Origin of the sequence: Acidaminococcus sp. HCP3S3_G9_1, from assembly GCF_052122455.1 — a bacterium.
Lineage (GTDB): Bacteria > Bacillota > Negativicutes > Acidaminococcales > Acidaminococcaceae > Acidaminococcus.
In genome coordinates this window covers 90876-111379 of the sequence record NZ_JBQKCH010000001.1, presented here as the reverse complement: position 1 = coordinate 111379, position 20504 = coordinate 90876, and the positions used below count along the sequence as shown (strand labels likewise).

Sequence of the window (20504 nt, the reverse complement as noted above, 5' to 3'; positions counted from 1 at the left end):
AGGGAGCAGATTATGGATATTGTAACGTGTGGAACAAAAAAAAGCAAGGTCATAAAACAACGATCCCAGGAGCCAGCTTACCGCTCCTGGGATCATTCTCTGTATTCAGTTGTCAAAGTTTCCAGGTCTTTCTCACTCAATTGTATTTTGGACTCACCCCAATAATCATTTCTGTTCGTACTTACACGATCCTGTATTTTGGACTCACCCCAAAAGCCAATTGGCTTACTTGAATTTCAATTCCTGATAACCGATCAACGCAGTTGCCGGGTTCAAAAGAGCAGTCCCGGTAAAGGTTGCAGTTTCGAAAGTGGCTTTGTAAATCACAAACGGTGTACCGCTTTTATCGTCTGTATATTTCGTGACCACAATATTCTTGGCATCCGGATAGTCTGCCAATATGGTTCCTTTCACATCAGCTTCCGTTTTGTTCACCGTAACGGATCCAGGATAGTTGCTCGTCTTGATGACGGCACTCCGTACCTTGCTGGTGGCCCGGTCCACAACGATTTCGTACCGCTGCAGGGTATCGGGAACCAGATACTCCAGATCAAACTTTGCATCATCCGTCTTCGCACTTGTCAGCACCGCTTCAGGCGGTACGACCTTCGCTGCAACATCAATCGCAGCCTGTTTGCTGGCAATGGTATCTTTTACGGCTGGTGCAGCCATTGCGGGAACAACCGTACCAAAAGAGGAAGCAACAACCAATCCGGCAACGATTGCTTTCGCGATCTTTTTATCTAGGCCCATTGGAAACCCCTCCTGTCTTTCGGAACTTCCAACCTTCCCTGTCTTTGGTTGGATTTCCTTTCTTGGCTTTATCATAGCATTTTTCTAAAAATATGCAAGAAAAATCAGAAAGCGGCTGAAAAAGTTACAGTTTTTGTATAAAATGGTACGGCACAAAAAAAGAAGCTGTTGCATTTGCAACAGCTTCTTGTACATTCAATTGGTGGCCCCGGAGTGATTCGAACACTCGACCTTTTGGTTCGTAGCCAAACGCTCTATCCAGCTGAGCTACGGAGTCATTACCGAACAGTCATTATTATACGGGAAAGGGGAAAATCTGTCAAGGTGTTTTTGAAAAAACGGAAGAAAATCGGAGATATCCGGGAGGAAAGCCGGGACCCTCTAGGCATTTCCGTCCTGATATTATATAATAAGATATTAATCAATTACTGTTTTTACAGAAAGAAAGGCAAAGGTGTAACATGCTGTTTACGGATAAAGCAAGAATTTATGTGGAAGCCGGATCCGGTGGCGACGGTGCTTCCAGTTTCCGGAGAGAGAAATATGTGGCCTGCGGGGGCCCGGACGGAGGCAACGGAGGCCGGGGCGGTTCCGTGGTGCTGGTGGCGGACAAGGATCTGAATACCCTGGTGGATTTCCGCTACAAGCGGAAGTTTGTGGCCCAGCGGGGCGGCAACGGGGCGGCCAAGAACTGCACCGGGGCCAAGGCACCCAATGTGGAAGTGAAAGTGCCTCTGGGGACCGTGGTCTATGACGATGCCACCGGGGTGGCCCTGGCGGATTTGGCCCATCCGGGAGACCAGTTTGTGGCTGCCCGGGGCGGCCGGGGCGGCAAAGGGAATGCCTGCTATGTGACCAGCACCAAGCAGGGGGTCACTTTTGCGGAAAAAGGCGAACCGGGGACCAAGGGCTGGCTCCGGCTGGAACTGAAGATGCTGGCGGATGTGGGCATGGTCGGGTATCCCAGCGTGGGGAAATCCTCCATTGTGGCCCGGGTATCCGCTGCCCGTCCGGAAGTGGCGGCCTATCACTTCACCACCCTGACTCCCGTGCTGGGAGTGGTCCGGCTGGATGCGGAAACCAGCTTCGTACTGGCGGACCTGCCGGGGCTCATTGAAGGGGCGTCCCAGGGTGTGGGCCTTGGCCATGACTTCCTCCGGCATATCGAACGGACCCGGGTGATCCTCCATGTGGTGGATGTAAGCGGCTGCGAAGGCCGGAATCCGGTGGAGGATTTCAAGAAGATCAACGAAGAGCTGGTCCTCTACAGCGAAAAGCTGGCCAAACGGCCCATGCTGGTGGTGGCCAACAAAATGGACCTGCCCGATGCGGAAGAGAACTTCAAAAAGCTGGAAGCCTATGTGACGGCCCAGGGGTATCCCATTATGAAAGCCTCTGCCGCCACCGGTCAGGGGCTCCGGGAAATCATGTGGAAGGCCTATGAGATGCTCCAGAAGGCTCCGGCGGAAGAGGAAGTCATCGACATCGGCAAAGTGGAAGAAGCGGATCCGGATTCCTTTACCATCCTGCGGGATACGGAAGATGCGGATTTCGAAGTGAAAGGGAAGAACATCGAACGGCTGGTGGCCATGACCAATTTCGACAACGAGGAAGCGGTGTACCGGTTCCAGCTGATCTGGCGGAGACTGGGGATTGAAAAGGCCCTGAAGGAAAAGGGCATCCAGGAAGGCCAGTCGGTGAAAATCGGAGACATGGTCTTCGATTACGAAGAGCAGTAAGGGGAAGCGGGGCCTGAAAAGCAGGTTCTGTCTGTATGCACAAAGGGGTTGATTCCATGGATCGCGCCAAGATGGCAGAAGTCAAACGTGTGGTGGTGAAAGTCGGGACCAGTACCATTACTTATCCCAACGGCAAGATCAACTATGAAAAAATCGAGAAACTGGCCCGGATCATGACGGACCTCCAGAACCAGGGGAAAGAAATGATCCTGGTGTCTTCCGGGGCCGGGGCAGCCGGGGTGGGCCGGATGGGCCTGGACGCCAAGCCTTCCACCATTCCCGGGAAACAGGCCTGTGCCGCTGTGGGCCAGGGCATCCTGATGCATATTTACGAACGGCTTTTCGGGGAATACGGCCAGGTGGTGGCTCAGGTGCTGCTGACCAAGTCGGACATGGTGAACCGGCACAGCTATGCCAATGCCCGGAATGCGCTCCAGGAGATGATTTCCTGGGGGGTGATCCCCATCATCAACGAAAACGACGTGGTGGCCATCGATGAATTCAAGATCGGGGACAACGACAACCTGTCCGCCCTGGTGGCCAGCCTGGCAGATGCGGATCTGGACATCCTGCTGTCGGACATTGACGGGCTCTATACCGCCAATCCCAAGACCCATCCTGAGGCCAAACTGGTTTCTGTGGTGGAGGAAGTGACGCCGGAAATCGAAGCTACCGCCGGAGGGGCCGGGTCCAAGAATGCCACCGGCGGCATGCTCACCAAGCTCCAGGCGGCCAAGAATGCCATGAGCGCCGGCATTGCCCTGATCATTGCCAACGGAGAGGATCTGGAAATCCTTCGTCGGATCATGAGAGGAGAACCAGTGGGGACTCTGTTCGTCCCTCGGGAAAACCATCTCCGGTTCCGGAACCAGTGGCTGGCTTTCGGGTCCAAGATCAGCGGAAAGATCATTGTGGATGAGGGGCTGGCCAAAGCCCTGCGTCAAAAGGGGAGCTGCAGCATCCTGCCGGTGGGCATTACCGCTGTGGAAGGCAGCTTCGACAGCGGGGACACGGTGAGTGTCCGGGATCAGGAAGGCCATGAACTGGCCCGGGGCATGACCAACTACAACGCGGAAGACCTGAATCTGATCAAAGGCTGCAAGACCAGCCAGATCGAAGAAAAGATCGGCTACAAACATTATGATGAAGTCATCCACCGGGACAACCTGGTGGTATTGTAAGAGGGGGCGGAAACCATGTATGAAGTGGGAATGGTGCGGACTCAGGGAGAAGCCGCCAAAAAGGCTTCGCTGGAACTGGGCATCCTGAATACCCGGGTAAAGAATGCGATCCTGGAAAGTATGGCGGACGGGCTCTTGGCGGAAGAAAAGGCCATCCTGGAAGCCAATGCTGTGGATATGGAAGAAGGCCGGAAATCCGGGCTCCGGGACTCTCTCCTGGACCGGCTGCTGCTGACCCATGACCGGCTGGTCCAGATGGCCAAAGGCATCCGGCAGGTGGCCGGGCTGCCGGATCCGGTGGGGCGGATCCTCAGCGGGGCCAATCTGGCCAACGGACTGACTATCACCAAGATTTCCGTACCTCTGGGGGTGATCGGGATCATCTATGAAGCCCGGCCCAATGTGACCGCCGACGCCATTGCCCTGTGCGTGAAAAGCGGCAATGCTGTGATCCTGAAGGGGGGCAGGGAAGCCCTCCATTCCAACAAGGCCGTCAGCGATGTGCTGATTGCCTACGGGGAAAAGGCGGGACTGCCCCAGGGATCGGTTCAGTTCGTCAATGTGCCGGACCGGGCTGCGGTGGATGAACTGATCCATCTGGAAGGCCTGGTGGATGTGGTGATTCCCCGGGGCGGGGCCGGACTGATCAAGAACGTGGTCCACAACGCCTCTGTGCCGGTGATTGAAACTGGCGCCGGGGTGTGTCACACCTATGTTGATGCCTATGCCAATGTACCCATGGCGGTGGAAATCGCCATGAACGCCAAAGTGAACCGGCCTTCCACCTGCAATGCCATGGAAACCCTGCTGGTCCACAAGGACATTGCGGACGCTTTCCTGCCGGCCATGCTGGAGGCTTACAAAAAGGCTCATGTGACCATCCTGGGGGATGCCCGGACCCAGGGCTACAGCGGGGATGTGCAGCCTGCCACGGACGAGGACTGGGCCACGGAATACGGTGACCTAAGGCTTTCCGTGAAGGTGGTGGACAGCCTGGAAGAGGCCGTGGCCCACATCCGCCGGTACGGCACCGGCCATTCAGAAGCCATTGTCACGGACAACTATGAAAATGCCCGGAAGTTCCAGCAGCTGGTGGATGCGGCAGCGGTGTATGTGAACGCCTCCACCCGGTTCACTGACGGGTTCGAATTCGGCTTCGGGGCGGAAATCGGCATCAGCACCCAGAAACTCCATGCCAGAGGGCCCATGGGTCTGCCGGAACTGACCACCACCAAATATCTGGTCAACGGCAATGGCCAGGTCCGGAAATGACCGGAACGACCATGCATGGACAGTAAGAATTTCTGAGTTGTTTACAGACTGTTCATGGGAGATTCATAAATCTTTTATACAATAGCAGTATCCATAAGAGAATGAGGGAACGGATGTATGGAGAGCCATTCTCTGTACATCCGTGCTTTTTTTCCTGCAGGAGCAGGAGGATGATGGAGGGAAAACAGCGTGAACATCGTGCAGAAGCATAAAGTGCTGCTGATAGTCCTGGCAGTCCTGATTGCCGGCGGGGCCGGCGGCTATAAGTACTACCAGGTCAAAAAGACCCAGGAGGCCGTGGCGGCCACCCGGACCGATGCCGTGCAGCGGGGGGATCTGCGGAAGACCATTTCCGCCACCGGGGCCCTGAAAGCCCTGGACAACGTGGATATCAACTCCAAGATCACCGGCCGTATCGTCCAGGTCTATGTAACGGAAAACCAGCATGTGACCGCGGGCCAGGCTCTGGTGAAACTGGATGACACCTCTTTGAAGGCCACCCAGGAAATGAAGCGGGCTGCTCTGGCGGACAAACAGGCCACCTACGAACGGGACCAGGCCCTGCTGGAACAGGGGGCCATTGCCCAAAGCGTATTCGATACGGCAGAAGCCAATTATCGGGTGGCCAAAGCAGAATATGAACAGGCTACGTCCAATGTGAATGATACGGTGATCAGCACTCCCATTGACGGGTATGTAATCGGTAAACCCACTCCTGTGGGGCAGACCGTATCCTCCGGTATTTCCACGCCTCAGGTACTGATGAGTGTGGCCAACCTGGACAAAATGCAGATCTACCTGATGGTGGATGAATCGGATATCGGCCAGATCAAACAGGGGCAGACCGTGGAGTTCACCGTGGACGCCTATCCCAATGAAACTTTTAAGGGGACCATCAGCCTGATCGGCCGCAGCGCCACCACCACCAACAACGTAAACTACTACACCTGCTATGTGGATGTGGAAAATTCGGAAGGAAAGCTGCTGCCCACCATGACCGCCCGGGCCAATGTGATCGTGGATGAAATCCAGGATGCCCTGACTGTTTCCAACAAGTGCCTCCATACGGAGAATGGGGAAAAGTATGTGTTGGTCTATGACAAGGCCACCAACACCAGCCGGAAGGTGCCGGTGCAGGTGCTGCTTACCGGGGAAGACCGGGTGGCGGTCCAGGGGGATCTCCAGCCTGGGGATGAACTGGTGGTAAAGACCACCAAGGCCACCGGCGGAACCAACAACAGACGGATGGGGCCTCCGATCTAAGAGACGGGAGGACAGCCATGAACGTCATTGAACTGAAAGATATTGTAAAAAGCTATCAGATGGGGGATACCATCGTCTATGCCCTGAACCATGTAACAGTGGATTTCGAACAGGGCAAATTCACTTCCATTGTGGGGCCTTCCGGCAGCGGAAAATCCACCATGATGAACATCCTGGGCTGTCTGGACCGGCCCACTTCCGGGGAATATTATCTGGAGGGAAAGAACATCGCCAACTACACTGACGATGAACTGGCCCGGACCCGGAACCGGCGGATTGGATTCGTGTTCCAGAGCTTTAACCTGCTGAACCGGCTGACGGCGGTGGAAAATGTGGCCCTGCCCCTGATTTACGCCGGGGTGAACCTGGAAGAACGGACCAAAAGGGCGGAACAGGCCTTGACCAATGTGGGGCTGGGGTCCCGGATGTATCACAAACCCAACGAAATGTCCGGGGGCCAGCGGCAGCGGGTGGCCATTGCCCGGGCCCTCATCAACAATCCGGCCATCATCATGGCCGACGAACCCACCGGGAACCTGGACACCAAATCCACCCTGGAGATCATCGACATCTTCGAGAAGCTGAACCAGGAGGGGAAAACAGTGATCATGGTTACTCACGAACCGGAACTGGCGGCCATGACCCAGCGGATCCTGGTGATGCGGGACGGCCGGCTGACGGAAGAGAAAGAGGGAGGAGGTCAGGTGGTTGTTTAGAGAATGTGTGAAAATGGCCTTTGAAGGGATGCTGGCCAACAAGATCCGGACCTTCCTGACTATGCTCGGGATCATCATCGGGGTGGGCGCCGTCATCGCCATGGTATCCCTGGGACTGGGGATGCAGCAGAAGGTCAAGGAAAACATCACCAGCATGGGCAGCAACCTGCTGATCGTTATGAGCGGCGGCCGGACGGCCAATGGCCAGCGGATCGCCAGCGGCAGCGGGGCCAAACTGACCTACGAAGATGCCAAGGCCATCGAAAAGAACGTGGATGGCATCAAGTATGTGGCCCCGGGGGTGCAGGCCAGCTATCAGCTGGTGGCCGGGAACCAGAACTGGACCTCCCAGGTCCAGGGTGTCACACCCAACATCCTGTCCATCCGGAACTATTCCATCGATCAGGGCCGGATGTACAGCCAGCGGGATATGAACGGACGGGAACGGGTGTGCGTCATCGGGAAGACCGTGGCGGATACCCTGTTCCCGGACGGGAATGCTGTGGGGCAGATCATGCGGATCAACAAGGCTCCCTTTACGGTGATCGGGGTGCTGGCTTCCAAGGGACAGTCGGCTATGGGACAGGACCAGGATGACATTGTGTTCGTTCCCCTGACCACAGCCATGCAGCGGCTCATGGGGCTCACCTATATCCGGAACATCACCATCCAGTGTGAAAATGAAAACACAGTGTCCCAGGTCCAGTCCGATGTGGTGACGCTCCTCCGGACCCGGCACAAGATCAAGACGGGAATGGATGACGACTTTTCCGTCCGGGATCTGACGGAAATCATCAAGACCGCCCAGGAGACCACCGGGTCCATTACCCTGCTGCTGGCCATTGTGGCCGGAATCAGCCTCCTGGTGGGGGGCATCGGTATCATGAACATCATGCTGGTGTCCGTTACGGAACGGACCCGGGAAATCGGGATCCGGAAGGCTCTGGGGGCCACTTATCACGATATCCTGCTCCAGTTCCTGGTGGAATCCATGGTGATCGGAGTCACCGGGGGCACCACCGGCATGATCCTGGGGACGGTGATTTCGGTGATTGCTGCCAAGATCATTGGCTGGCCCATTGTGATTTCCATTGCAGCCACCATTATCTCTGTGGTGTTCTCCGTGGGCATCGGCCTGTTCTTCGGCCTCTATCCGGCCAAGAAGGCAGCCCTCCTGGATCCCATCGACGCCTTGCGCTATGAATAAGGCACCCAAGCCCACCCTCCGGCAGAAATGGAGAGGGTTCCAAGAATTCCTCCGCCGTCCCAAAACCCGCTTCGACATCAAAGACCGGGGCCGGGCCCTGGTCCTGTTCCTGACAATTGTGGCAGGACTTATGTGGGTGGTGGAGAAAATAGGAGAATAAAAAAGCTTGCTGTCCGTGGATGTCTTCCACATGGGCAGCAGGCTTTTTTGTCAGCGGCAAACGGTTAACGGTCAACGGCCGGATGATAAAATCTGCAGGCAGATTTTTTGAATAGGGAACTCGGAATCCGTAGAGGACGCACGTCGGGCGGCCCGCAAGTTTAACGGATACAAAGGCGAAAAGAGAGAGCATCTGTCTTACAGCAGATTCATGAACAGGGTGATGATCAGCGAGTTTACGATATCCGTAAAAAATCCTCCGCAGATGGGAATGATCAGATAAGCCTTTTCCGAAGGACCATAGACCTTTGTCAGGGAATCCATATTGGCCATGGCGTTGGGGGTGGCCCCCATACCAAATCCGCAGTGGCCGGAGGACAGGACAGCTGCATCATAATCCCGTCCGCAGCAGGAAAAGGTGATAAAATAACAGAATGCGGCACAAATGCCTGTCTGGATCAGGAGAATCACCAGCATGGGCAGAGCCAGCCCTGCCAGCTGTTGGAGTTTCAGCCCCATCATGGCCAGGGCCAGGAAGAAATTCAGACAGATGGAACCTATGGTGCTGATTTCCGGGACGGGAATATTCTGCCCCTGGCTGTCACTGATATTGCGGATCAGGATCCCGATAATCATGGAGCCTACATAAGAGGCCATGGTCAGGTGGATCTGGTTGAAAAAGTACGTGATAAAGGTGCCTGCTCCAGAGGCCAGGAATAAAAGAGCAAGGGCCCAGGTCCCTCGTTCTGGATCCAGCGTTTGTCGAAAATGCGTGTTTTTCTCCAGTTCTGCTTTGGCTTCTTCGTTCTTGAAACCTGAAGAACTGGTTGTCAGGTGAAGAGAAACAATGCGTTTTCTGGCAACCGGATTGCCAATGAGATTTCCTGCAATCAGGCCATAGGTGGCTGCAGCAATGGCAACTGTTAAAGCATTGCTGATGCCCATGTCTTCCAGCAGAGGAGCGAAAGCAGCAGAAGTTCCATGGCCTCCTGTCAGGGGCAGAGAACCCAATGCCAATCCCAGCAGAGGCGGAAGACCGAAGAAGTGACACAGCAGGGCACCGGCCGTATTCTGGAGAACTATCAGAACAGCTACAACCGCCATAAAGACAATCAGTGTCTTACCTCCTTTTTTAACCATGGAAATGCTGGCGGAAAACCCCACACTGGTAAAAAAGAGATTCATGAAAACACTTTGAAGACTGGTGTCCAGAGTCAGATTCAGCAGGTTGAGTTCAAAAAGGGAAAACTGGAGAAGTGCAAAAACAATTCCTCCGATTACCGGACTGGGAATACAGTATGTCTGGAAAAATGCAATTCTCTTTTTCAGGACGGATCCCAGATAGAATACGATAACGGCCAAAGCCATGGTATGATAAAGATTCAGGGATATAGTCATGGTAATACCTCCTTTTCAAGAGATGGAAGGACAGTGTCTTTTTGCTGCCGTCATTCTTTTATCCATTTTCAGGGGATGGGCGGCCACGAATCAGGAACGGTCTGGATGCTTTTTCAGCTGCTTCCAGTACATGCCGGGCCAGTATGGCTGTAGTGACGGAACCGACGCCGCCGGGAACCGGGGTGATGGCGTCCACAATAGGGGATACGTTGGAAAAATCCACATCGCCGCAGATTCCCCCGTTTTCTGCAGGGTTGATGCCCACATCGATGAGGGTCTGTCCTGGACGGACCATGGAGGCGGTAACCAGGTTCCGGCAGCCGGCGGCGGAAACGATGATGTCAGCGGACCGGCAGTACTTCCCCACATCTTTTGTCCGGATGTGGCAGATGGTGACGGTGGCTTCCCGTTTCAGGAATTCCATGGCAACAGGCCGGCCGATGACCAGGCTGGATCCGATTACCACCACATCCCTGCCTTTGACAGGGATATCGTAATGATCCAGGATTTCCATACAGGCAGCGGCGGTGCAGGGGGAATATCCGGTGGGAGCTCCGGTAAAAAGCCCGGCCAGAGATGCATCCGTGATTCCGTCCACGTCTTTTTCAGGGGCAAGAGAAGCCCGGATCAGAGCATCATCAAAAGCCGGTGGGAAAGGACGAAAAATCAGGCATCCGTGAATGGACATATCCTGATTGACCTGGCGGATCAGACGGAGCAGATCCTGCTGTCGGCAGTTTTCCGGAAGGATCTGGGGACGGCAGGTGATGCCGATGCTGCTGCAGCGTTTCTGGATGCTGGTCTGATACCGTACATCACTGAGCCGGTTTCCAATCCGGATCAGGGCCAGGACCGGTTCCACACCTTTTTCTTTCAGCAGGGAAGCCTGGTTCTGCAGAGAGGGCAGCAGGGCTGCGCTTACGGTTTTACCAATCAGTAATCTGGACATTGGATATTCCTCCTTGGCCTGACAGGAAATAAAAAAGCCTGACGGCAGCTGCAGTGCAGTTGGTCAGGCCTTCTAAACAGAGGGTAATGAAGGAGATTCAGTACCCTGTCTATAAGGGGTTTGAAATTTGTTATACTATACCACAGCAAACAGGAATCCTGCAAGTAGTATTTTCTGAAAAATCGATTTTCCAAAATATTCTTGACAGAACAGCCGGACCATGCTATGATTCACCTAAATCGTCGAGTATATGGGTTGCAGGATAACCTTCTGGAACCGACATATGGGAGGCTGACAAAAGAGTTTTCTTTTTGTCGGCTTTTTTTGTACCTGAAAAGAGGGCAGAGCTATGAGAGAATGTATCTATCCGGAAGATTCGGTCTTTGTGACCGGGGTGGCCAAAGTTACCCGGGAAGACGCCATCAATGCCATGTATGGTACGTTCAGCCTGAGCCTGATCATCGATGGACACACCGGGATGATCCTCAATGCCAGTGCCAATATGGTGATGCAGGATACGGTGGAGTTCCTGAAAGACATCCTGATAGGGCGCAATCTGCTGACAGATGGGGAAGCCGTTACGTTGATCTTGAAGAAACGGTTCCTGGCACTGTCACAAAAAGCCGTTATTACCGCTTTCAAGGATGCCCAGAATCATTTTCTGCTGGTGTACCCACAGGCGAAATAAATACTCTTCTGCAGATTCTTTTTTAATGGGACTGGGATGACCTCTCAGTACTGTCTTGGGGAAGAACAGGCAGCTGTTGGATTTCAGCTGTTTTGTTCTTCTTTTTTCTTGTGTTCTCAACCTCTCATGCTGGAAAGGAGTCCTGAAATGAAACCTGTAAAACAAGATGCTGTCAAACTGTTGGATATTTTCGATCCTGAAATGGCCAGTCTGCTGCATAGAGAAGAAAAAAGGCAGTTCGAAACCATTGGCCTGATCGCCTCTGAGAATGTGGCATCTCCGTTGTCCACCTGCCTGGAAGGATCCGTATTCACCAACAAAAATACGGAAGGGTATCCGGGAAAACGGTTCGTGGGAGGCTGTGAACTGGCGGATCAGGCGGAACTGCTGGCCCTGGAAAGAGTCAAAAAAGTCTTTGGGGCAGAACATGCCAATATCCAGTCTGGCAATGCGACGATTGCCAATTGCGCCGTACTGACCGGTCTTCTGGAAAGAGGAGATACTTTTTTAGGATTGACTCTGGATAATGGAGGCCATTTAAGCCATGGAGCCAAATTCCATTACAGTGGGCGGGAGTTCAATGCCCTTCACTATGGCGTCAACCGGGAAACAGAACGGATCGATATGGATCAGGTTCGCCAGATGGCGTTGGAACATCATCCCAAACTGATTGTTACCGGGGCTTCTTCTTATCCCCGTATGATCGACTATGCAGGATTCCGGTCCATCTGTGACGAAGTGGGGGCCTATTTCTGGGTTGACTGTGCTCACGATATCGGGCTCATTGCAGGCGGTGCCATTCCCAGTCCCGTACCCTATGCGGATGTGGTGACATTCTCTACCCAGAAAACGCTCCGGGGGCCCCGGGGCTGTGGAGTGATCCTGTGCAAAGAGGCTCTGGGGAAGAAAATCGACAGAGGGGTCTTTCCCCGTATCCAGGGCGGGCCCAAAGGGGATATGCTGGCCGCCAGAGGCGTGCTGTTTTTGGAACTGATGCAGCCGGAATTCCGGACCTATGCCCATCAGGTGGTGAAAAATGCCAAGGCCCTGGCCAAAGGCTGTGCGGATGAAGGGATGCGGCTGATTACCGGCGGGACGGATACCCACATGGTCATGCTGGATGTGACGCCGGTCATTGCCAATGGACAGCTGGCGGAGACACTGCTGGCCAGCGTGGGAATCATCACCAACAAGAACATGATCCCCTATGATACGCTGCCTCCCAGCCTTGGCAGTGGGCTGCGCATCGGTTCTCCCACCATGACTACTCGGGGTGCAAAGGAAGAGGAGATGTATGAAATCGGCCGGCTGCTGGGAAAGGTGTTGAAGAACAAAGACAATGAAGAGTTGCTGGAACAGGTAAAGCAGGAAGTCCGTCAGCTGGCCGTCAGCCATCCCATGTTTTCCAGTGAATGGATGCCGGAAAAAATCAGGGCCCAGTTCGATGCCATGTACTGTCACGAAACCTTTGAATAAGGATCAGGGCAGGATGCATAAACGGCCGATGACCGCTGACAAAAAGAAGGTGCTGCCTGTATGCGTTTTTGCACAGGCAGCACCTCTTTTTACTTCACCACAATATACAACACGGCCACCCCTTCCGGCAGGACCAGCTCACCGGTCCCTTCCGGGGGCAGGACATACAGGGTGTCCTGATCCAGGGGCTTCCCGTCCAGAGTGGCGCCTTTCAGCTGGGCTTCCGTCCAGAAGGGAACGTAGACGAAACGCCGGGGAGCGGGCTGGAGCGGCTTGTTCCCAGTGATCTTTTCGCAGTGGGCCGTCAGGCCTTTCCGGGTCATCACGTTGAAATCCACCGCTTTCCCCATGGAGTGGGTATGCCAGGCTCCGTCAAAAGAAGCCTGTTCCAGAGGTCCCAGGGTCACCTGCCGGTTCCCGTCTTCCGGGAAGGTGAGGGTAAAACCACCCTTCAGGGGCAGGATGATCCGGTCGTAATCAGGGAGCAGGGTAAAATCCGAGGCTTCCAGATCCACCGTGGCGGAACTGATCCGGACGGCGAAATCCCGTCGGGCATAGGCGCTGCCAGGGGGATCGATGTAAAATTCCGTGGTAGTGCCTCCGGACCAGCGGGTGGTCACCGCCTGGCTCCGGGACAGTTTCAGGATATCCATAGTATCACCTCATTGCAAGAGTCTTTTCCAGTTTCATCCTAGGGAAAGAACGTCCAGAAAGTGTCAAAAAATAAAAATATCGGAAAAAATTGATTTCAGACGTTTTTTAGGCGAAGAATTCATACTATAATAGCAAACAGGGGCATAAAGATGCCTTTCAGCTGTTACCAAACTATAACTGTCTGATGGAGGTGCCATTATGGCGAAAAAATTGGTTGAATTTGTTCCGAATTTCAGTGAAGGCCGGGATAAGGAAAAGGTTGAAAAGATCGTTGACGAAGCCCGCAAGATCAAAGGGCTGAAGATCCTGGATTACTCCAGCGATGCTGACCACAACCGTTCTGTCGTCACCATCATCGGTTCTCCTGAAGCGGTTACGGAAGCAGCCATCAACATGGCCAAAGTTGCGATCCAGCTGATCGATATGCGGACCCACCATGGGGCTCATCCCCGGTTCGGTGCCGTGGACGTGGTTCCCTTCACTCCGGTGATGGGCGTGACCATGGACGAATGTGTGGCCATTGCCAATGCTGTAGGCAAGGCTTATGGGGAAATGGGCATCCCTGTGTATCTGTATGAAGATGCCTGCACCAAGGAATCCCGCCGGAACCTGGCTGCAGTACGGAAAGGCCAGTACGAAGGCTTCTTTGAAAAGATCAAGGATTCGGAATGGAAACCGGATTACGGCCCTGCCGTCATGAACGAAAAATCCGGCTGTTCCGCTGTAGGCGCCCGGGTGCCTCTGGTGGCCTTCAACGTGAACCTGGACTGCAGCGACAAGGCTGTGGCCGATGCCATTGCCCGGAAAGTCCGGAACATCGGCGGCGGTCTCCACTATGTAAAGGCCATGGGCGTGAAACTGGAAGAACGGAACCAGGTACAGGTTTCCATGAACCTGGTGAACTACGAAAAATCCGCTGTGTACCAGGCTTTTGAAATGATCAAGATGGAAGCCCGCCGGTACGGCGTCAACGTGGTGGGCAGCGAAGTCATCGGGACCGTTCCCATGAAGGCCCTGCTGATGGCTGCAGAATATTATCTGCAGATTGAAAACTTCAACCTGGACGAAATCCTGGAAAAACGGCTGCTGGAACTGGAAGAGTAACAAGTCGGTCCACAAGGAGGAAATTCGATGCTGAGCGATATCGAGATTGCGCAAAAGAATGTGATGGAACCCATCAGCAAGATTGCTGACAAAGTGGGGATCCTGCCGGAAGAACTGGAACAGTACGGTCATTACAAAGGAAAAATTTCTCTGGATGTGCTGAAACGTCTGGAAAACAAACCCAACGGGAAACTGGTGCTGGTCACCGCCATTACCCCTACCCCTGCCGGGGAAGGAAAATCCACCACCAGCATCGGCCTGGCCCAGGCTCTGAACCGGGTGGGCAAAAAGGCTGTGGTGGCCCTTCGTGAACCGTCCCTGGGACCTGTGTTCGGGATCAAGGGCGGGGCTGCCGGCGGCGGTTATGCCCAGGTGGTTCCCATGGATGACATCAACCTCCATTTCACCGGAGACATGCATGCCATTACTGCAGCCAACAACCTGCTGTCCGCTATGATCGACAACCACATCCATCACGGCAACGAACTGCGGCTGGATGCCCGTCAGATCACCTGGCGCCGGGTCATGGACATGAACGACCGTGCCCTGCGGAACGTGGTGGTGGGCCTGGGGGGCAAAGTCTGCGGGTTCCCCCGTCAGGATGCCTTCACCATTACCGTGGCTTCTGAAATCATGGCCATCCTGTGCCTGGCCAAAGACCTGGAAGACCTGAAAGCCCGGTTCGGCCGGATCGTCATCGGCTGCGACCTGGACGGGAATCCGGTCCATGTACACCAGCTGGGCTGCGAAGGGGCCATGGCCATGCTCATGAAGGATGCCATCAAACCGAACCTGGTCCAGACCCTGGAACACACTCCGGCCATTATCCACGGGGGGCCTTTTGCCAACATCGCCCACGGGTGCAACTCCCTCCTGGCCACCAAGATGGCCCTGAAACTGGGCGACATTGCCATTACGGAAGCCGGCTTCGGTGCTGACCTGGGTGCTGAAAAATTCATGGACATCAAATGCCATTACGGCAACATCTATCCGGATGCAGTGGTGCTGGTTGCCACCATCCGTGCCCTGAAGATGCACGGGGGCGTCGCCAAGGCTGATCTGAGCCAGGAAAATGTCCAGGCTGTCAGCGACGGGTTCTCCAACCTGGCCAAACAGGTGGAAAACATGCGGACCTTCGGGCTGCCGGTCCTGGTGGCCATCAACAAGTTCGCCACGGATACTCCGGCGGAAATCGACATGCTGCTCCAGAAATGCGCCAGCTACGGAGTGGAAGTCAGCCTGAACGAATGCTGGGAAAAAGGCGGCGAAGGCGGCATCGACATGGCCAACAAACTGGTGGCCATGCTGGAAGAACAGGCTCCGGAAAAAGTGGAACTGTACGATGTGAACGATACCATCCCCAACAAGCTGAAGGCCATTGTGACCAAGATCTATGGCGGTGACGGAGTGACCTTTACCCCCAATGCCAAGAAACAGATCAAACAGCTGGAAGACTGGGGACTGGACAAACTGCCGGTGTGCGTGGCCAAGACCCAGTATTCCCTCAGTGACAATCCGGCTCTCCTGGGCGCTCCCAAAGGGTTCAAGATCAATGTCCAGGATGTGCGGGTATCCAACGGGGCAGGGTTCATTGTCTGCCAGACCAGCAACATCATGGTAATGCCCGGCCTGCCCAAGAAACCGGCGGCCCTGAAGATGGACATCGACAACAACGGCAAGATTTACGGCCTGTTCTGAGCAGGGAGGAAAGGATCCAATGGAATTACGCAAACTGACAGTGGAAGGATTCATCAATGAAACGGCCTCGTCTTCTCCGGCTCCCGGAGGGGGCAGCATTGCAGCCCTGAACGCTTCTTCTTCCGCCGCCCTGATCGCCATGGTGGCCAACCTGACCCTGGGCAAGGAAAAGTATGCGGCTGTGGAAGGGGACATGAAGGATGTGGCGGCCAAAGCCACGGCCCTGAAAGATGATTTCCTGGCCCTCATTGATGAGGACAGCAACGCTTTCAATAAAATCATGGCAGCCTTCAAGCTGCCGAAGGATACGGACGAAGCCAAGAAAGCCCGGAGCGCGGCCATCCAGGAAGCCACCAAGGGCGCAGCCCTGGTGCCCTTCAAGGTGGGCCAGAAAGCCAACGAGCTGTTTGCTCTGGCGGAAACCGTGATCACCAAAGGCAACCAGAACGCCATCACCGATGGGGCAGTGGCGGCCATGAATGCACGGGCTGCCGTACGGGGAGCCTTCCTGAACGTAAAGATCAACCTGGGCAGCATCAAGGATGCTCTGTTCGTGGAAGATCTGAAAAAGAGAATGGCTGAAATCGAAGCCGATGTGGATGCCAGAGAACAGGCACTGCTGGGCAAGGTGAAGCTGTAAGAAAAAGGGGCTGTTGCAAGAGCAACAGCCCCTTAGTCAGAAGTCGGGAGTCTGAAGTCGGAAGCCTCAGGACAGGATCCGTCTGGCTGGACGGATCCTTTTGATTCTGTAGAACCAAAATCGCAATGAATCTGAGAAATCATTTCGTCCAAAGGTTCTACACATTCAAAAAATTTGCCTGCAAATTTAACCTTCGGCTCCAGACTTCCGACTCCAGACTTGAGCCGCTATGCGGCTCTACAGCTAAGGGGGTATTGCACGAAACGTGCAACACCCCCCTTTTTTTACACCTCGATCCCGTATTTCCTGATCCGGTACTGGAGATTTTGACGCTGGATCCCCAGCTCTTTGGCGCTGCGGGTAATGTTCCCCTGGTTCCGGCGGAGGGTTTCCTCCAATAGGTACATTTCGTAGCTGGCCATTTTTTCCGCCAGGGTACGGCCCGGCATATCCGGAGGCGGGTCCTGGCGCCCGGACCGGGGCAGGGCGGATATCTTCCGGCTGGTCTCCCTGAGGGAGGGGGCCGTCCAGGGGGCACGGATAAAGTCCGGAAGCAGGTCATCGGTGAGCTCGTTGCCTTCCGCCAGGTTCATGGCATAGTCCAGTACATGGAACAGCTCCCGGACATTTCCCGGCCAGCTGTACTGCTGCAGCTGCCACAGGGCTTTGGGGGCAATATGGGTAAGGGGATAGGCATAGCGGCTGGCGCAGCGGCGGAGGTAGAAATGGCACAGGGCTTCCAGATCATCGATCCGATCCCGGAGCGGGGGAATCTGGAGCACCATGGTGGCCAGCCGGTAAAACAGGTCTTCCCGAAGCTGGCCGGTCCGGACCAGCTGGAAGGGGTCCTTGTTGCAGGTAGAGATCACCCGCACATCCACTTCCCGTTCCCGGGTCTCTCCCACCCGGCGGAAAACACCTTCCTGGAGTACCCGGAGAAGCTTGGCCTGCATGGCCGGACTCATGGAATTCAGTTCGTCCAGGAACAGGGTCCCTTCATGGGCGGTTTCCAGCAGACCTTTCCGGTTGGTGGAACCGGTATAGGCCCCGGCTACGGTACCGAACAGGATGCTTTCAATGAGGCTTTCGGGAACGGCGGCACAGTTGAGCACCACCAGGGGCTTGTCTTTCCGGCGGCTCAGCTGGTGGATGCTTTGAGCCAGGATTTCCTTGCCGGTGCCCGTCTCTCCGTAGATCATGATGTTGCTGTCCTGGGGAGCCACCTTTCGGACCGTCTTTTTCAGTTCCTGCACGGATGGAGCTTCTCCAATGAAATCCTCCAGGTCATAGCTGCGCTTTTTCTTTTCCTGTCCCTGAGCCAGGGCCAGGTTCTGGGCCCGGTTCTGGAGCTGTTCCAGCAGCTGCCGCCGTTTGTCCAGGAGAAACACGTCTTCTTCAAAGTCGATGGCCGCCGTCAAAGTCCCGTTCTCAAAGACCGGATAGGCGGTGTTGAAGGTGTAGTGTTCCTTTCCGTCCATGGTTTTGTACCGGCAGAGCCGGTTCCGAATCTCTTTCTGTTCCCGGATGCAGGACAGGGTGGTGCTTTCTTCTGAAGTCACATTGACCACGGACAGCAGAGCTTCTCCCCGATACGGACTGTTTTCCGGCACACCCATCATCTGCCGGGCCTTCCGGTTCATGAAAATGGCTTTCCCCAGAGGAGAATAAATGTAGACTGCTTCATCCAAAAGGTCCAGGGCTTTTTCCAGAAAATGGATATAAGATGTCATCATGCCCTCCTTTTATGCGCAGAAAAATTTTGCAGATGCAGAATGATTTTGCATTTCTCTTTTCATTATGCCTGTTTCCCAGGGCAAAGGCAAGAGAAATCTGCTTCAGAAAGGCAGAAATTTGTTGTAAATGAAATAAAACAGGGTGAGAAGAAAAAGTATGCAGTATACATAGGAGATTTTTCCGGAAAACAGAAGAACTGGCATCCAATTTGCATAATAAAAAGACAGAAATCAACAAACGCAGCCACAACTGCAGAATCTGGGAGGGATTGCAATGAATGCGCAGACAACCGACAAAAAGGGCATCCGCTGGGATGTCTTCGTCCCCTGTTTCCTGATCATCGGCGGAGCCGCCATCCTGGGGGTGGTGAACAACGCCTGGCTGACAAAGGTGACCTAGGCCATATTCGGCTGGTCCCTGGAAACTTTTGGCTGGCTGTATCAGTGGGTGGCCCTGGGCACCCTGATCCTGATCACCCTGCTGGCCTTTTCTCCTCTGGGGAAGATCCGGTTTGGCGGACCCAACGCCAAAGCCAAATTCTCCTTCGGTGCCTGGTTTGCCATGACCCTGACCGGAGGCATTGCCACCGGGCTGATCACCTACGGGGTCAATGAACCGTTGATCTATTACGGCAGCATCTACGGGGAACTGAAGGAAACGGGCATTGCTCCCTTTACGCCGGAAGCCTCTTTCTTCGCCATGGCACGGTGTTTCTACAACTGGACTTTTATTCCTTATGCCATGTATGCCCTAAGCGGTGTGATCATTGCCTACATGTATTACAACCGGAAGAAGGAACTGTCCGTAGCCGCGTCCCTGACTCCTCTCTTCGGGGAACGGGTGACCAAAGGCTTCTGGCGGGCAGCCATTGACACTCTGTCGGTGCTGGCCATCGCCCTGGGGCTGGCGGCTTCCCTGGGTGCCGGGTTGGCTCTGGTGGGCACCGGGCTTACGGCTGCCTACGGAATCAAACAGGGGCCGGTGGTCTGGTTCATCCTGACGGCCGTTATCACCGCCACCTTTACAGTTGCCTCCGTCATGGGCATCGACAAAGGGATCAAATGGCTGGCCAACCTGACCACCAAGATCTTCTATGCCCTGCTGATCCTTTTAATCATCATCGGGCCCACCGTGTACATCCTGAACATCACCAATGTGGGGATGGGCTACTGGCTGGACCGGTTCTGGACCTGGGCCCTGGATCCCTACCTGGCGGAAGGGAAAGCTCTGGTCACCTGGTGGACCATGTATGACTGGGCCATCTGGATCGCCTATGCACCCCTCATGGGGATTTTCTTTGCCATGATCGCTTACGGGCGCACCATCAAACAGTTCCTGCTGATCAACTGGATCCTGCCGGCAGTGTTCGGTCTGGTGTGGTTCTCCGTCTGGGGCGGCACAGCCCTCCAGTGGCAGATGGACGGCCGGGTGGATATTGTCCAGGCCATCAAGGCCGGGGGCGCGGTATCCGGGATCTGGACCTTCCTCCAGGCCATTCCTTTTGGGGGCGTGCTGATCCCGGTGATCATCATCACCCTGATCGCCGCTTTCTCCACCACTGCGGACACCATGTCCACCACCATTGCAGCTCTGTGCACCAAAGGAGCCAGTCATGATGAAGAACCGGCTCTCTGGCAGAAAGTGGTCTGGGGGGTCTCCATCGGTGCCATTGCCGCTATCATGGTGGCCTTCGGCGGCGGGGAACAGGGAGTCGACGGGGTGAAATTCCTGGCGGCCTGCGGCGGCTTTGTGGTGCTGGCCATTTTCATCCTTCAGGTGGCAGCTGCAGTGAAGGTGTTCTTTATGGAAAAAGAAACCAAAAAGGACATTGTGGACAGTGAAGATCTGATCGAGACACCGGAAGGGAAGTGAC

Annotated in this window: 17 protein-coding genes, 1 tRNA gene and 1 pseudogene; 13 read left to right on the top strand and 6 right to left on the bottom strand. The window is 54.8% G+C overall.

Annotation, left to right across the window (positions count from 1 at the left end; translation table 11 throughout):
* Nucleotides 1-225 precede the first annotated feature (225 nt).
* Both ACTQY1_RS00545 and ACTQY1_RS00540 read right to left on the bottom strand, forming a co-directional pair.
* Complete coding sequence (locus tag ACTQY1_RS00545; protein ID WP_441373712.1) at nucleotides 226-753, bottom strand: hypothetical protein; 528 nt, start codon at nucleotides 751-753, stop codon at nucleotides 226-228.
* Between the two features lie 200 nt (nucleotides 754-953).
* Nucleotides 954-1030: transfer RNA gene (locus tag ACTQY1_RS00540), tRNA-Arg, on the bottom strand.
* Between the two features lie 184 nt (nucleotides 1031-1214).
* Here ACTQY1_RS00540 and obgE point away from each other — a divergent pair.
* From obgE to ACTQY1_RS00505, 7 genes are all read left to right on the top strand, one after another.
* A complete protein-coding gene (gene obgE, locus ACTQY1_RS00535; protein ID WP_441373711.1) occupies nucleotides 1215-2492 on the top strand; it encodes a GTPase ObgE in 1278 nt (425 codons plus the stop codon).
* Nucleotides 2493-2548: 56 nt separating this feature from the next.
* Nucleotides 2549-3673, top strand: coding sequence for a glutamate 5-kinase (gene proB, locus ACTQY1_RS00530; RefSeq protein ID WP_154487599.1), 1125 nt, complete (start codon nucleotides 2549-2551; stop codon nucleotides 3671-3673).
* Between the two features lie 15 nt (nucleotides 3674-3688).
* Nucleotides 3689-4945, top strand: coding sequence for a glutamate-5-semialdehyde dehydrogenase (locus tag ACTQY1_RS00525; RefSeq protein ID WP_288310772.1), 1257 nt, complete (start codon nucleotides 3689-3691; stop codon nucleotides 4943-4945).
* 189 nt (nucleotides 4946-5134) lie between these two features.
* Complete coding sequence (locus ACTQY1_RS00520) at nucleotides 5135-6208, top strand: efflux RND transporter periplasmic adaptor subunit (protein ID WP_302573729.1); 1074 nt, start codon at nucleotides 5135-5137, stop codon at nucleotides 6206-6208.
* A 17-nt stretch (nucleotides 6209-6225) separates the two neighbouring features.
* Complete coding sequence (locus tag ACTQY1_RS00515) at nucleotides 6226-6924, top strand: ABC transporter ATP-binding protein (RefSeq protein WP_154487603.1); 699 nt, start codon at nucleotides 6226-6228, stop codon at nucleotides 6922-6924.
* Nucleotides 6917-8131, top strand: coding sequence for an ABC transporter permease (locus tag ACTQY1_RS00510; protein WP_022486770.1), 1215 nt, complete (start codon nucleotides 6917-6919; stop codon nucleotides 8129-8131). The genes ACTQY1_RS00515 and ACTQY1_RS00510 overlap by 8 nt, the downstream gene beginning before the upstream one ends.
* Entirely contained in the window at nucleotides 8124-8291 is a 168-nt protein-coding gene (locus ACTQY1_RS00505) for a hypothetical protein (protein ID WP_279125912.1), read from the top strand. Before ACTQY1_RS00510 ends, ACTQY1_RS00505 begins: the two co-directional genes overlap by 8 nt.
* A 197-nt stretch (nucleotides 8292-8488) precedes the next feature.
* Here ACTQY1_RS00505 and gltS read toward each other — a convergent pair whose 3' ends face one another.
* Nucleotides 8489-9688: a sodium/glutamate symporter gene (gltS, locus tag ACTQY1_RS00500; protein ID WP_022486772.1), complete on the bottom strand. Its 1200-nt coding sequence runs from the start codon at nucleotides 9686-9688 to the stop codon at nucleotides 8489-8491.
* A 58-nt stretch (nucleotides 9689-9746) separates the two neighbouring features.
* Entirely contained in the window at nucleotides 9747-10637 is an 891-nt protein-coding gene (locus ACTQY1_RS00495; RefSeq protein ID WP_441373710.1) for a bifunctional 5,10-methylenetetrahydrofolate dehydrogenase/5,10-methenyltetrahydrofolate cyclohydrolase, read from the bottom strand.
* Between the two features lie 349 nt (nucleotides 10638-10986).
* On the opposite strand from ACTQY1_RS00495, the gene ACTQY1_RS00490 reads away from it, so the two are divergent.
* Nucleotides 10987-11325 carry a DUF3870 domain-containing protein gene (locus ACTQY1_RS00490; protein ID WP_106787911.1) on the top strand — a complete coding sequence of 113 codons (339 nt, stop codon included), beginning with the start codon at nucleotides 10987-10989 and terminating at the stop codon, nucleotides 11323-11325.
* Between the two features lie 147 nt (nucleotides 11326-11472).
* Nucleotides 11473-12801, top strand: coding sequence for a serine hydroxymethyltransferase (gene glyA, locus ACTQY1_RS00485; protein WP_022486775.1), 1329 nt, complete (start codon nucleotides 11473-11475; stop codon nucleotides 12799-12801).
* A gap of 89 nt (nucleotides 12802-12890) precedes the next feature.
* Here the strand turns inward: glyA and ACTQY1_RS00480 are convergent, their stop codons facing one another.
* Nucleotides 12891-13454 (bottom strand): HutD/Ves family protein, encoded by a 564-nt coding sequence (locus tag ACTQY1_RS00480; RefSeq protein WP_441373709.1) that lies wholly within the window; start codon nucleotides 13452-13454, stop codon nucleotides 12891-12893.
* Between the two features lie 199 nt (nucleotides 13455-13653).
* Between ACTQY1_RS00480 and ftcD the strand changes: the two genes are divergently transcribed.
* Genes ftcD through ACTQY1_RS00465 form a run of 3 tightly spaced genes read left to right on the top strand, consistent with a single transcriptional unit; the run spans nucleotide 13654 to nucleotide 16897 of the window.
* Entirely contained in the window at nucleotides 13654-14559 is a 906-nt protein-coding gene (gene ftcD, locus ACTQY1_RS00475; RefSeq protein WP_441373708.1) for a glutamate formimidoyltransferase, read from the top strand.
* Nucleotides 14560-14586: 27 nt separating this feature from the next.
* On the top strand, nucleotides 14587-16257 hold the full coding sequence (locus tag ACTQY1_RS00470; RefSeq protein WP_106787907.1) for a formate--tetrahydrofolate ligase: 1671 nt from the start codon (nucleotides 14587-14589) through the stop codon (nucleotides 16255-16257).
* A gap of 19 nt (nucleotides 16258-16276) precedes the next feature.
* On the top strand, nucleotides 16277-16897 hold the full coding sequence (locus tag ACTQY1_RS00465) for a cyclodeaminase/cyclohydrolase family protein (RefSeq protein ID WP_022486779.1): 621 nt from the start codon (nucleotides 16277-16279) through the stop codon (nucleotides 16895-16897).
* Nucleotides 16898-17181: 284 nt separating this feature from the next.
* On the opposite strand, the gene ACTQY1_RS00460 is transcribed toward ACTQY1_RS00465, so the two are convergent.
* On the bottom strand, nucleotides 17182-18630 hold the full coding sequence (locus tag ACTQY1_RS00460) for a sigma-54 interaction domain-containing protein (RefSeq protein ID WP_441373707.1): 1449 nt from the start codon (nucleotides 18628-18630) through the stop codon (nucleotides 17182-17184).
* Between the two features lie 274 nt (nucleotides 18631-18904).
* On the opposite strand from ACTQY1_RS00460, the pseudogene ACTQY1_RS00455 reads away from it, so the two are divergent.
* Nucleotides 18905-20503: pseudogene (locus tag ACTQY1_RS00455) on the top strand (BCCT family transporter).
* The last annotated feature ends 1 nt before the right edge of the window (nucleotide 20504 follow it).